Source organism: Azotobacter vinelandii CA, from assembly GCF_000380335.1.
Classification (GTDB): Bacteria; Pseudomonadota; Gammaproteobacteria; order Pseudomonadales; family Pseudomonadaceae; genus Azotobacter; species Azotobacter vinelandii.
In genome coordinates this window covers 5,064,547-5,076,894 of record NC_021149.1, presented here as the reverse complement: position 1 = coordinate 5,076,894, position 12,348 = coordinate 5,064,547, and the positions used below count along the sequence as shown (strand labels likewise).

10 protein-coding genes are annotated in these 12,348 nt (G+C 67.5%); 5 read left to right on the top strand and 5 right to left on the bottom strand.

Going from position 1 to position 12,348, the window contains the following annotated elements:
- Positions 1-29 precede the first annotated feature (29 nt).
- The 5 genes from AVCA_RS22870 to AVCA_RS22850 all read right to left on the bottom strand — a co-directional run bounded on the left by AVCA_RS22870 (position 30) and on the right by AVCA_RS22850 (position 6,902).
- Positions 30-1,529: a CoA-acylating methylmalonate-semialdehyde dehydrogenase gene (locus tag AVCA_RS22870; RefSeq protein WP_012703451.1), complete on the bottom strand. Its 1,500-nt coding sequence runs from the start codon at positions 1,527-1,529 to the stop codon at positions 30-32.
- Positions 1,530-1,620: 91 nt separating this feature from the next.
- Entirely contained in the window at positions 1,621-3,078 is a 1,458-nt protein-coding gene (locus tag AVCA_RS22865; protein WP_012703450.1) for a sugar porter family MFS transporter, read from the bottom strand.
- A 78-nt stretch (positions 3,079-3,156) separates the two neighbouring features.
- Positions 3,157-3,984, bottom strand: a complete 828-nt coding sequence (gene iolB / locus AVCA_RS22860) for a 5-deoxy-glucuronate isomerase (RefSeq protein ID WP_012703449.1) — start codon at positions 3,982-3,984, stop codon at positions 3,157-3,159.
- A gap of 12 nt (positions 3,985-3,996) precedes the next feature.
- Positions 3,997-4,908 carry a myo-inosose-2 dehydratase gene (iolE, locus tag AVCA_RS22855; protein ID WP_012703448.1) on the bottom strand — a complete coding sequence of 304 codons (912 nt, stop codon included), beginning with the start codon at positions 4,906-4,908 and terminating at the stop codon, positions 3,997-3,999.
- Between the two features lie 50 nt (positions 4,909-4,958).
- Positions 4,959-6,902 carry a bifunctional 5-dehydro-2-deoxygluconokinase/5-dehydro-2-deoxyphosphogluconate aldolase gene (locus tag AVCA_RS22850; protein ID WP_012703447.1) on the bottom strand — a complete coding sequence of 648 codons (1,944 nt, stop codon included), beginning with the start codon at positions 6,900-6,902 and terminating at the stop codon, positions 4,959-4,961.
- Positions 6,903-7,114: 212 nt separating this feature from the next.
- Here AVCA_RS22850 and AVCA_RS22845 point away from each other — a divergent pair, with 212 nt between their 5' ends.
- The 5 genes from AVCA_RS22845 to tpiA all read left to right on the top strand — a co-directional run bounded on the left by AVCA_RS22845 (position 7,115) and on the right by tpiA (position 12,337).
- Positions 7,115-8,044, top strand: coding sequence for a MurR/RpiR family transcriptional regulator (locus tag AVCA_RS22845; protein ID WP_012703446.1), 930 nt, complete (start codon positions 7,115-7,117; stop codon positions 8,042-8,044).
- A 630-nt stretch (positions 8,045-8,674) separates the two neighbouring features.
- Positions 8,675-10,120, top strand: a complete 1,446-nt coding sequence (pyk, locus tag AVCA_RS22840) for a pyruvate kinase (protein WP_012703443.1) — start codon at positions 8,675-8,677, stop codon at positions 10,118-10,120.
- A gap of 15 nt (positions 10,121-10,135) precedes the next feature.
- Positions 10,136-10,267, top strand: a complete 132-nt coding sequence (locus AVCA_RS27095; protein WP_012700810.1) for a hypothetical protein — start codon at positions 10,136-10,138, stop codon at positions 10,265-10,267.
- Positions 10,260-11,579, top strand: a complete 1,320-nt coding sequence (gene eno / locus AVCA_RS22835; protein WP_012703053.1) for a phosphopyruvate hydratase — start codon at positions 10,260-10,262, stop codon at positions 11,577-11,579. Before AVCA_RS27095 ends, eno begins: the two co-directional genes overlap by 8 nt.
- Positions 11,580-11,581: 2 nt before the next feature.
- Entirely contained in the window at positions 11,582-12,337 is a 756-nt protein-coding gene (tpiA, locus tag AVCA_RS22830) for a triose-phosphate isomerase (protein ID WP_012703054.1), read from the top strand.
- Positions 12,338-12,348 lie beyond the last annotated feature (11 nt).

Genomic DNA, 12,348 nt, shown 5'->3' with positions numbered 1-12,348 from the left:
CTCCGTAAGGCTACACGCGGTGGGTTGGGTTACTTAGCGGTCGGCATGCTGAACTCCGGACCCTTGGCGATGCTGTCCGGCCAGCGCTGCATGACGCTCTTGTAGCGGGTGTAGAAACGGATGCCTTCCTCCCCATAGGCGTGGTGATCGCCGAACAGCGAGCGCTTCCAGCCGCCGAAGGAGTGCCAGGCCATGGGCACCGGAATCGGCACGTTGATACCGACCATGCCGACCTTGATGGCGCGGGCGAAGGCGCGGGCCACACCGCCGTCGCTGGTGAAGCAGGACACGCCGTTGCCGAACTCGTGGGCGTTGATCAGTTCCACGGCGGCGGCGAAGTCCGGCACGCGGACGATGCCGAGCACCGGGCCGAAGATTTCTTCCTTGTAGATGGTCATGTCGGTCTTGACCTGATCGAACAGGGTGGCGCCGACGAAGAAGCCGTTCTCCGCGCCCGGCGCCTTGAAGTCGCGCCCGTCGACGATCAGCCTGGCGCCTTCTTCCACACCCTTGCTGATGTAGCCCTCGACCTTGGCCTTGTGCTGGGCGGTCACCAGCGGGCCCATGTCGGCTTCCGCGTCCGTGCCGTTGCGTACGCGCAGGCGGTCGATGCGCGGCAGCAGCTTCTCGATCAGCGCGTCGCCGGTATCGCCCACCGCCACGGCGAGGGAGATCGCCATGCAGCGCTCGCCGGCCGAGCCGTAGGCCGCGCCGATCAGCGCGTCGGCGGCCTGGTCGAGGTTGGCGTCGGGCATCACGATCATGTGGTTCTTGGCGCCGCCCAGGGCCTGTACGCGCTTACCGCGGCGGGTGCCTTCCTGGTAGATGTACTCGGCGATCGGCGTCGAGCCGACGAAGGACACCGCTTCCACGTCGGGGTGCTGGAGCAGGGCGTCCACCGCATCCTTGTCGCCCTGCACCACGTTGAACACGCCATCCGGCAGGCCGGCCCGCTTGAGCAGGTCGGCGAGCAGCAGACTGGCCGACGGATCGCGCTCGGAAGGCTTGAGGACGAAGGTGTTGCCGGTGGCCAGGGCCATCGGGATCATCCACAGCGGCACCATCACCGGGAAGTTGAACGGGGTGATGCCGGCGCAGACGCCCAGCGCCTGGCGCATGTTCCAGTTGTCGATGCCGCCGCCGATGTTGTCGGTGAGGGTGGTCTTCAGCAGATGCGGCGCGCCGCAGGCGAACTCGACGATCTCGATGCCGCGGGTCACCTCGCCCATGGCGTCGGAAAGCACCTTGCCGTGTTCGGAGGTGATGATCGCCGCCAGCTCCTTGTGGTGCTTGTCGAGCAGTTCCTTGAACTTGAACAGGATGCGCGAGCGTTGCAGCGCGGAACGTTCCGACCAGGCCGGGAAGGCCGCCTTGGCCGCGGCGACCGCCGCGTCCACGGTGTCGCGGCTGGCCAGCGCGACGCGCGCGGTGACTTGGCCCAGCGCCGGGTTGAATACATCGCTGTGGCGCACGCCGGCTTGCTGGAGCTGGCCGCCGATGAAGTGGCCGATGATATTCGCTTGAGTCATTTTCGGTTCCTCCCTGCCGTCGGGAAGACGGCAGCATTGTTAGCGTCATTGGAGGGACCGGTGCCCTTGGCCCGGTCCCGCGTTCGGGGGATCAGGCCCGGCTGGAGCGCAGCGCGGCGCTTTCTTCTTCGTCGGCCAGGGGTTGCCGCTTGAGCTTGGCCAGCATCACTTCCTCCATGCGTTCCAGGGACACGCCGCGGGTTTCCGGGACGAAACGGGCGACGAACCAGTAGCAGAAGACGCAGCAGCCGGCGAACACCCACATCGGGAAGGCGCCGTGGAACCGCTCGATCAGTACCGGGTGCTCGTTGAGCATCGGGAAGCTCTGGGTCACCAGGAAGTTGGCGATCCACATGCTGCACACCGCCATGCTCATGCCCATGGAGCGCATGTGGTTGGGGAAGATCTCGGAGATCAGCACCCAGGTGCCGACGCCCCAGGAGATCGCGAAGAGCACCATGAACAGCAGCATGCCGATCAGCGCCAGGTAGCCGGACTCCTGGGCGTAGAGAGCGTAGGAGGTGAGCAGCAGGCTGGCGACGATGCCGACGGTGCCGACGCGCATCAGCGGCAGGCGACCGACGCGGTCGATCAGCCAGGTGCCGATGATGGTGCCGACCAACTGCATGACCCCGATCCAGATGGTCTGGAACAGCGCCGACTCGGTGCTGCCGGTGACGCCCTTCAACACCATGGGGGCGTAATACATCATCACGTTGACCCCGGTGACCTGCTGCAGCATGGCCAGCATGCAGCCGACGAAGAGGATCAGTGCCAGCCCCGCCTCGCGCAGGTTCGGCTTCTGTGTCCGGCCCTGGCTGTCCTGGTGCAGGGAGTGCTTGATCTCATTGAGCAGGTGATGGGCATGCGCGTCGTTGGAGATGCGCCTCAGGGTGCGCAGCGCCCGTTCGTCCTGGCCGACCATGGCCTGCCAGCGCGGCGATTCCGGGATGGAGAAGACGAACAGGCAGAACAGGATGCAGGGAACCACTTCGGAACCGAGCATCCAGCGCCAGCCGTACTCGACCAGCCAGGTGTCGGCGGCGCCCTTGGCGATCAGGTAGTTCACGTAGAACACCACCACCTGGCCGCCGACGATGGCGAAGGACTGCATGCCCAGCGCGCGTCCGCGGATGTCCTTCGGCGACACCTCGGACATGTACATCGGCGACACCGTCGAGGCGATGCCCACGGCCAGACCGCCGACGATCCGGTAGATCACGAACCAGACGAAGCTGTCCACCACCGCGGCGCCGATGGCGGAGACGGTGAAGAGGATCGCCGACAGTACCAGGGCCTTCTTGCGTCCCAGGCGGCCGGCGACCCAGCCGGCGCCCAGGGCGCCGACGATGCAGCCGACCACCACGTTGGAGACGGCCCAGCCGGTTTCGGCGGGGGAGAGGGAAAAATATTGCTGGAGGGCTTCCACGGCGCCGGAGATCACTGCGGTGTCGTAACCGAAGAGAAGGCCGCCGAGGGCGGCCACGGCGCAGATCCGCAGCACGTAGGAAATATCGTGCTGCTGGGGTGCAACTGTCTTGTCGTTCATGTCGCGTGCTCTGGTTGTTGTTCTTGGGGTCCAGAACTCAGCCACTGCGAAGGTCGCTTCCGTTCGGGCGGCGGCTTTCTAGAGCTTGAGCAGCCACTCGTGGGCCGGGTCGTTGTGGAACTTCCAGGCGCGTGTCGGCCCGGCCATCACGTTCAGGTAGTAGGACGTGTAGCCGTAGGGCACGCAGACCGGGTGGTAGCCGCGCGGCACCAGCACTACGTCGTGGTTTTCCACCGTCATGGCCTGGTCGAGGCTGCGGTCGTCGGTGTAGACGCGCTGGAAGGCGAAGCCCTGCTCAGGGTTCAGGCGGTGGTAGTAGGACTCCTCCAGGAAGCTCTGCGCCGGCAGGTCGTCGGTGTCGTGACGGTGCGGCGGGTAGCTGGAGGTGTGCCCCGAAGGGGTGATCACCTCGGTGATCAGCAGCGCGTGGGCCTCGGCACTGTCCGGCAGGATGTCGCAGACGTAGCGGGTGTTGGCGTCCTTGCCGCGGCTGCTGCGCCTCATGCTCGCCGGCTCGATCAGCCGCGGCGGCAGCGTCTCGTCCGGGTTGCCGGGCGCCTCGCAGACGGCGATCTCGGCGCTGCCGTGGGCGCGCACCCGGGCTTCGCTGTGCGGCGGCAGGTAGATGGCGTAGGGCGATTTGTCCTCGAACACGCTCTGCCGGTCGCCGATGTTCTCCCAGGCGAAGGGCCCCCTGCGCGGATGGCTGGCGGTGACGGTGGCATGGCCGGCGAGCAGCACGAGGCACACTTCCTTGTCGCCGCTCTCGACCGGCAGCTCGTCGCCGTCGGTCAGGCGGTAGGCGGCGAAGCCCACGTAGCCGAACACGCCTTCGGGAACCCGGACCAGCGTGCGCTGGTCCGGCGAGCCCTTGACGAGAAGATCCGGGGTGTCGTTCTTGGCCACGGTGTTTCTCCTTCAGGCTGTGGTGTAGCGGGGGGCGAGGCGGGCGACCAGATCGCGCAGCGTCTCGAAGCCCTTCTTGGCGTAGGCGTGGCTGGGCGCCACGGCCGGGTCCTGCTCGGCCTCGACCACCAGCCAGCCGCGGTAGCCGGAAGCCAGCAGGGTGTCGAGCAGGGGTTCGAAGTCGATGTCGCCGTCGCCGGGCACGGTGAAGGTGCCGTTGACGATGCACTCCGGGAAGCTCCACTGCTCGTTGCGCGAGAGCCTGACCACGCCTTCGCGCACGTCCTTGCAGTGCACGTGGCAGACCCGGGCCAGATGCTTCCTGAGCACGGCCAGCGGATCGCCGCCGCCCAGGTAGCAGTGACCGGCGTCGAACAGCAGGCCGACCTCCTCGCCGCTGACTTCCATCATCCGGTCGATGTCCTCCGGGGCCTGCACGTAGGCGCCCATGTGGTGGTGGTAGGCCAGGCGCAACCCCTGGGACAGGGTGTAGCGGGCCAGCTCGGTGACCTTTTCGCCGTAGGTCTTCCAGGCGTCGTCGCTGTAGAAGCGCGGGCGTTCGCCGAGGGCGATGCGCCGGCCCTGGATGGAGCCGGCGACCTCGCCGTAGACCAGCACCTTGGCGCCGTTCTCGGCGAGTAGCCGGCAGTGAGGGGCGATGGCCTCGATTTCCTCTTCCACGGAACGCTGGGCCAGGAAGCTCGAATACCAGCCGGAGACCAGCTCCAGGCCGTGTTCGGCGAGCACCGCGCGCACGCCCTCGGGGCTCTTGGGGAATTTGCCGTTGAGTTCGAAGCCCTGGTAGCCGATCGCCTTGCCCTCGGACAGGGCGGTGCTCAGCGGGGTTTCGCCGCCCAGCGAGGGCAGATCGTCGTTGCTCCAGGAGATCGGGTTGATGCCGATCTTGACCGGTGAATTCGTCATATCAGTCGCACCTGATTGCTATTGTTCGGTTCAGCGGAAGGCGGCCGGGCTCAGACCTGGCCGCGCGCCTCGCGCCAGGACTTGATCAGGAACTCGAAGGTGGCCCGCACCCGCGCGATCAGGGTCTCGTCGTCGATCTCGCCGGCCAGCCAGGCGCGGCTGGGTTCCTGGAAGATCGTCCGGCCGACCGCGAAGCCGCGGCAGACCTGGCTGCCGGCGGCCTGGCGGAAGCCTTCGGCGAGTTCCTCGGCCGGCGCATTGAGGCCGAGCAGGACCACGCCGTGGCAGTAGGGATCGCGTTCGGTGATCAGCGCATCGAGTTTCGAGTACACCTCGGCCGGCTGCGGCTCGATCTTCCACCAGTCCGGATGGATGCCGATGTTGTAGAGCCGCTTGATCGCCCGGTAGAGCACGTCCGGATGCGTGGAGGGATGGTTCTTCGGTGGGATCACCTCGAGCAGCAGTTCGTGGCCGCTGGCCTGGGCCGCCTCGTAGAGGCCCTTGAGCTGGCCCTCCTGTTCCAGGCGCAGCAGGGGCTCGTCGTCCGGGTGGAACTGCACCAGGCACTTGATGATGTGCTCGCGCGGCCACTGCACCAGATTGCTGCCGATCGAGCGGCCATGCTCGAAGGCCAGCGGCCGCGAGCCTTGCAGCTCGACCGGGCGGCCGATCCACCAGCCGCGGCCGGTGGCGCTGTTGAGGGCGTCCTGGCCGAAGCGCTGGTCGGCCAGCAGACCCACGTCGCCTTCGATGCCCTGGCGCTGGAGATCGGCCTCGACCCGTTCGATGGCAGTGATGAACAGTTGCTTGAGTTCGGGAATCGCCGCGAGGTCGCGTCCGGCCTGCTGGGCCAGTTCCACCAGTTGACCGCGATGGTCGAAGGCGAAGATGAACAGCGGCTTCCAGTTCTTGCGCGGTACGCTGACCCGGTGCAGGCGGTTCAGGTGCGGGTCGAGGTCCGGGCGGGTGATGGGTACCGGGCTGTTGAGGATGTAGTCGAGTTCGGCCGGGGTCGGCATCGCCGGGGCGCAGGCGTGGCGCGATACCACCAGGCCGCCGCAGGCGTTGGCCAGACGGCTGCAGCGCTCGTCGTCACCGCCGGTCAGCCAGCCGCGCAGGAAGCCGGACATGAAGGCGTCGCCGGCGCCCAGCACGTTCATCACCTCGACACGGATGCCTTTATAGATGTTGCCGTCCTCCAGGCGCGCCGGAATGGCGCCGTGGATGACCGTGCAGCCCAGCGGACCGAGCTTGACCACCAGGGTCGCGGCGGTCACCTCGCGCACCTTGCGCAGGGCGCTGAGCAGATCCTCGGAACCGCCGGCGATGAGGAATTCCTCCTCGGTGCCGACCACCAGGTCGAAGCGCGGCAGGATGCGCTGCACGTGCGCGCTGACCTCGGCGCTGGCGATGAAGCGGGTCTCGCCGTCGGCCTTGCCGGTCAGGCCCCAGAGCACCGGCCGGTAATCGATGTCCAGCACGCGCTTGACGTTGTGCTTTTCGGCGTAGTCCAGCGCCTTGCTGCTGGCCTTGTAGACCCTTTCGGTGGAGAAGTGGGTGCCGGTGATCAACAGCGCCTTGCTGGAGGCGATGAAGGCTTCGTCGATGTCCTCCTCGCGCAGCGCCATGTCGGCGCAGTTCTCGCGGTAGAAGATCAGCGGGAAGGTATCGCGGTCCTTGATGCCCAGCAGGACCATCGCGGTCAGGCGTTCCGGGTCGACCTTGATCGCCCGGGTGTCGCAGCCCTCGCGCTCCAGCGCCTCGATCAGGAAGCGGCCCATGTGGTCGTCGCCCACGCGGGTCAGCATGGCTGACTTGAGACCCAGGCGGGCGGTACCGAATGCGATGTTGGCGGACGAGCCGCCCAGGTATTTGGCGAAGCTGCCGACGTCCTCGAGCCGTGCGCCGATCTGCTGGGCGTACAGGTCGACGCCGAGGCGCCCCAGACAGATGACGTCCAACTGACGTCCGCTTGCGAAGGTGATTTCGCCCATGCTGCCTCCTCTTGTGTGTTCTTGTCGGCCTGCGTTTCACGCACCCGAATTTGGTGACTGACGCTGAGGCGAGATTAGAACGGCCCTCGATCTGAAATCAACATTTTTTCCATATTTTTCTTTTTTGGAATTAATTTTCTATTTATCCTGTGCCTGCCGTCGGCAAGGTGGAGGCGGTCGGCCGGATTCATGACAAGAAGAGGAAAGTGCCTATGTCCAGTTCCGAATCGCCCGTGGGCGCCGCCGAGGCGCTGCTGGAGGTCCCGGCCAGCGTGGAGCGGCTGCAGCAGTTGATCGGCGCGGAATACGAGAGCCTGCCGCGCCAGCTCAAGCGCATCGCCAACTACATGAGCCAGCAGAGCGACCGGGTGATGGTCGACCGGGTCAGCGACATCGCCCAGCAGTGCGAGGTGCATCCCTCGGCCATCGTGCGCTTCTCGCAGCGCTTCGGTTTCCGGGGGTTCAGCGAGATGCAGGCGCTGTTCCGCGAGGCCTACACCGACAAGGCCACGCCGATCCAGAACTACCAGCAGCGCATCCGCCGGATGATCGCCAACCGCTCGCACAAGGCGTCCGGCGGCGAACTGGCGCGCGAGTGCATCAACGCCACCCGCTCGGGACTCGACCGGCTGGTCCAGGAACTCGACGAGCGCGAGTTCGACAAGGCCGTGGACCTGCTGGTCGAAGCCGACAACATCTATGTGATCGGCGTGCGCCGCTCCTTCTCGGTGGCTCACTACCTGGTCTACAGCCTGCGCCACACCAACAAGCGCATCCACCTGATATCCGGCCTGGGCGGCGGCTACCGCGAGCAGATGCGCAGCGTGCGCGAGGGCGATCTGGTGGTCGCCGTCAGCTTCAGTCCCTACGGCAAGGAAACCCAGCAGTGCGTGCGTATCGCCCGGCACTACAAGGCCAGGGCCTTGGTCATCACCGACAGCCAGTTGGCGCCGCTGGCCAAGCAGGCCAACGCCCTGCTGCTGGTCAACGAGGGCAGCACCTTCGCCTTCCGCTCGCTCAGTTCCACCCTGAGCCTGTGCCAGGCGCTGTTCATCGCCGTGGCCTACCGCATGGAACTGAAGGTCGAGGAGATCGGCGTGCCGGGCGGTTTCGAGGACGGCGAGCCGGACGATCCCGATTAGTTCGCCACCCCTCATAGTGGCGACGGCAGCCAGCGCATCGCCAGCGGGCCGGCTCCCGCCACAGGGCGAACATCGTCACGGGGTCCTGGTCATTGCGAATCGGTAACGCCATGCCTTGCCCGCCATCGGCCGCAGCGGTCCGTCCCTACCTGCACGGTCGAAGGTTCGCGCGGCGATTTTCCCGTGCATGAATCGTCTCTTCCCGATCCCTTCCGATCTCCTGGCCTCGGCTCGGCAGCGCGGGCTTTCGGCGGCTCGTGGCGCGACCGTTCGACTGTGTTTTGGTAAAAAAATTCTATTTTATATTGTTTTGGAATTTATTTTCCAATAGAGTCCTTCCGCAAGAGCCGAGGACGGCTTTCACCGGGCCGTCTCGCCATTCGACAAGAACGATACAGGTGCCTTTATGCGTACTCCCCATTCCCCATGGGCTCATGCCCGTGCGCCCGCCTTCATGGCGCTTCTGGCGCGAACCTGACCGACACCGGCCAACACAAGCACAAGCGGCTGGCCAACGGGTCGCCGGCCGGCCGCGAACTCCATGGAGTCGTTATGCTCGAAGAATCGATTCGTCCAGCCTGCACGGCAGGCACTGGCGCACAAACCCTCGCCCAGCGGGAAAGGATCGGCCTGCAGCGACGGACCAAGATCGTCGCCACCCTCGGCCCGGCCACCGAAACCCCCGAGGCCATCGAAGGCCTGGTCAAGGCCGGGGTCGATGTGGTGCGCCTGAACTTCTCCCACGGCAAGGCCGAGGAACACCAGGCCCGCGCCACCCTGGTCCGCGAGATGGCCGCCAAACACGGGCGCTTCGTCGCTATCCTCGCCGACCTGCAGGGACCCAAGATCCGCATCTCGCGCTTCGCCGACGGCAAGGTGCTGCTGGAGAAGGGCCAAACCTTCGTCCTCGACGCGGCGCTGGACAAGAACGCCGGCGACGCGACCCGCGTCGGCATCGACTACGAGGCGCTGATCACCGACAGCCGCCCCGGCGACATCCTGCTGCTCGACGACGGCCGCGTGGTGCTCGAGACCCGCGAGGTCAAGGCCAGCGAACTGGTCTGCGCGGTGCTGGTCGGCGGCCCGCTGTCCAACAACAAGGGCATCAACCGCCAGGGCGGTGGCCTGTCCGCCTCGGCGCTGACCGACAAGGACTGCGCGGACATCCAGACCGCCGCCGCCATGCAGGTCGACTACCTGGCAGTGTCCTTCCCGCGCGATGCCGCCGACATGCAGCACGCCCGCCGCTTGATGCAGGAGGCCGGCGGCAACGCCGGGCTGGTGGCGAAGATCGAGCGCGCCGAGGCGGTGGCCGACGACCAGGTGCTCGACGGCATCATCCTCGCCTCCGAGGCGGTGATGGTGGCGCGCGGCGACCTGGGCGTGGAGATCGGCGACGCCGAACTGGTCGGCGTGCAGAAGCGCATCATCGAGCGGGCGCGGGTGCTCAACCGCGCGGTGATCACCGCCACGCAGATGATGGAGACCATGATCACCCAGTCGCTGCCGACCCGCGCCGAGGTGTTCGACGTGGCCAATGCGGTGCTCGACGGCACCGACGCGGTGATGCTCTCGGCCGAGACCGCCGCCGGCGCCTACCCGGTGGAGACCGTGGAGGCCATGGGGCGGATCATCCTCGGCGCCGAGCAGCACCCGCTGGCGCACCGCTCGAAGCACCGCCTGGACCAGGTGTTCCACTGCATCGACGAGACCATCGCGCTGTCGGCGATGTACGCGGCCAACCACCTGGAAGGGGTCAAGGCGATCGTCTGCCTGACCGAGAGCGGCGACACCCCGCGGCTGATGTCGCGGATCCGCTCGCACCTGCCGATCTACGCCTTCTCCCGGCATCCGCGCACGCAGAGCCGGGTGGCGCTGTTCCGCGGGGTGCACCCGATCCCCTTCGAGGCCGATCGGATCGCCGAGGCCGAGCTGAACGCCCGGGCGGTCAAGGAGCTGCTGCAGCGCCGCCTGGTGGCCGAGGGCGACCGGGTGCTGATCACCAAGGGCGCCGGCCATGCCCAGGGCGGCACCGACACCCTGCGCATCGTGCGCGTGGGCGACGTCATCCATTGAGCGGAGGGGGCTTCGATGCAACCGAGCGAACCTCAGGACTGGCCGCGCGACTTCGACATCCGCGCCTCGCATGCCGAACAACAGGAGCTGCTCGCCGCGGGCGAGGCCGTTCCGACCCCTGCACAGGACCCGACACACGATGAGTAAGCCGAGTACTTCGATCCAGCACGTCGCCGCCCGCGAGATCCTCGATTCGCGCGGCAACCCCACCGTCGAGGCGGTGGTCACCCTGGCCGGCGGCGCCACGGGGGTGGCCAGCGTGCCCTCCGGGGCCTCCACCGGCAGCCGCGAGGCCCTCGAATTGCGCGACGGCGCGCTGCGCTATAAAGGCAAGGGCGTGATGAAGGCGGTGGACAACGTCAACGGCGCGATCCGCGAGCGGGTGGTCGGCCTCGACGCGCTCGACCAGCGCGCGGTCGACCAGGCCATGCTCGAACTGGACGGCACCGACAACAAGGCGATCCTCGGCGCCAACGCCATCCTCGCCGTGTCCCTGGCTACCGCCAGGGCCGCCGCCGCGGCCCGCGGCCTGCCGCTCTACGCGCACCTGGCCGAGCTGTACGGCAGCCCCGGCGAGTACAGCCTGCCGGTGCCGATGATGAACATCCTCAACGGCGGCGAGCATGCCGACAACAACGTCGACCTCCAGGAGTTCATGATCCAGCCGGTCGGCGCGGCCAGCTTCAAGGAAGCGCTGCGCATCGGCGCCGAGGTGTTCCACACCCTCAAGCAGGTGCTTGCCGAGCGTGGGCTGAGCACCGCGGTGGGCGACGAGGGCGGCTTCGCGCCGTCCCTGTCCTCCAACGAGGAAGCGCTGGTGGTGATCCAGGCGGCGGTCGAGCGCGCCGGCTACGTGCTGGGCCAGGACATCACCCTGGCGCTGGACTGCGCGGCCTCGGAGTTCTACCACGACGGGCAGTACCGGCTGGCGGGCGAGGGCAAGACCTTCGACTCCCGGGGCTTCGCCGACTACCTGGCGGGCCTGTGCGAGCGCTACCCGATCGTCTCGATCGAGGACGGCCTGGACGAGAGCGACTGGGCGGGCTGGGCCTACCTGACCGAAAAACTCGGGCAGAAGGTGCAACTGGTCGGCGACGACCTGTTCGTGACCAACCCGAAGATCCTCCGGGAAGGCATCGAGCAGGGCATCGGCAACTCGATCCTGATCAAGTTCAACCAGATCGGCAGCCTGAGCGAGACCCTGGAGGCGATCCGCCTGGCGCAGCAGGCCGGCTACACGGCGGTGATCTCGCACCGTTCGGGGGAGACCGAGGACACCACCATCGCCGACCTGGCGGTGGCGACCCGCGCCGGGCAGATCAAGACCGGCTCGCTGTGCCGCTCGGACCGGGTGGGCAAGTACAACCAGTTGCTGCGCATCGAGGAGGCCTTGAAGGGCAAGGCGCCCTATGACGCCTCGGCGCTGCTGAAGCGGCGCTGCTGCGGAGGGAAGGCATGAACATGAAGCGCAAACAGGTCATCGGCAACTGGAAGATGAACGGCGACCTGGCCGCCAACCGGCGCCTGCTGGACGAACTGCTGCCGTCGCTGGCGGCGCTCGACGGCGTCGAACTGGCGGTCTGTCCGCCCTTCCCCTACCTGGCGCAGGTCGCCGCCCTGCTGGAGGGCTCCGGCGTGGCGCTGGGCGCGCAGAACCTCAACGTGGCGGCGAAGGGCGCCTTCACCGGCGAAGTCAGCGCCGGCATGCTCGGGGAGCTGGGCTGCCGCTACGTGCTGGTCGGCCATTCCGAGCGGCGCAGCCTGTACGGCGAGTGCGACGAGACGGTGGCGGAGAAGTTCGCCGTGGCGCTCAGGGCCGGCCTGGTGCCGGTGCTGTGCGTCGGCGAGACCCTGGCGCAGCGCCGCCAGGGGCGTACCGAGGCGCTGGTGTCCGCGCAGTTGCAGGCGGTCCTGCGCCGCTCGGGCATCGAGGGCCTCGCCGCCGGGGTGATCGCCTACGAGCCGGTGTGGGCCATCGGCAACGGCGAGACCGCCAGCCCCGAGCAGGCCCAGGCGGTGCACCGGCATATCCGCGACCTGCTGGCCCAGCACGACCCCGCGCGGGGCGTGGCCACGCCGATCCTCTACGGCGGCAGCGTCAAGGCCGACAACGCCGCCGCGCTGTTCGCCCAGCCGGACATCGACGGCGGGCTGATCGGCGGCGCCTCGCTGGAGGCGGCCGCGTTCGCCGCGATCTGCCAGGCCGCCGCACGCTAGCCACCTCCCTC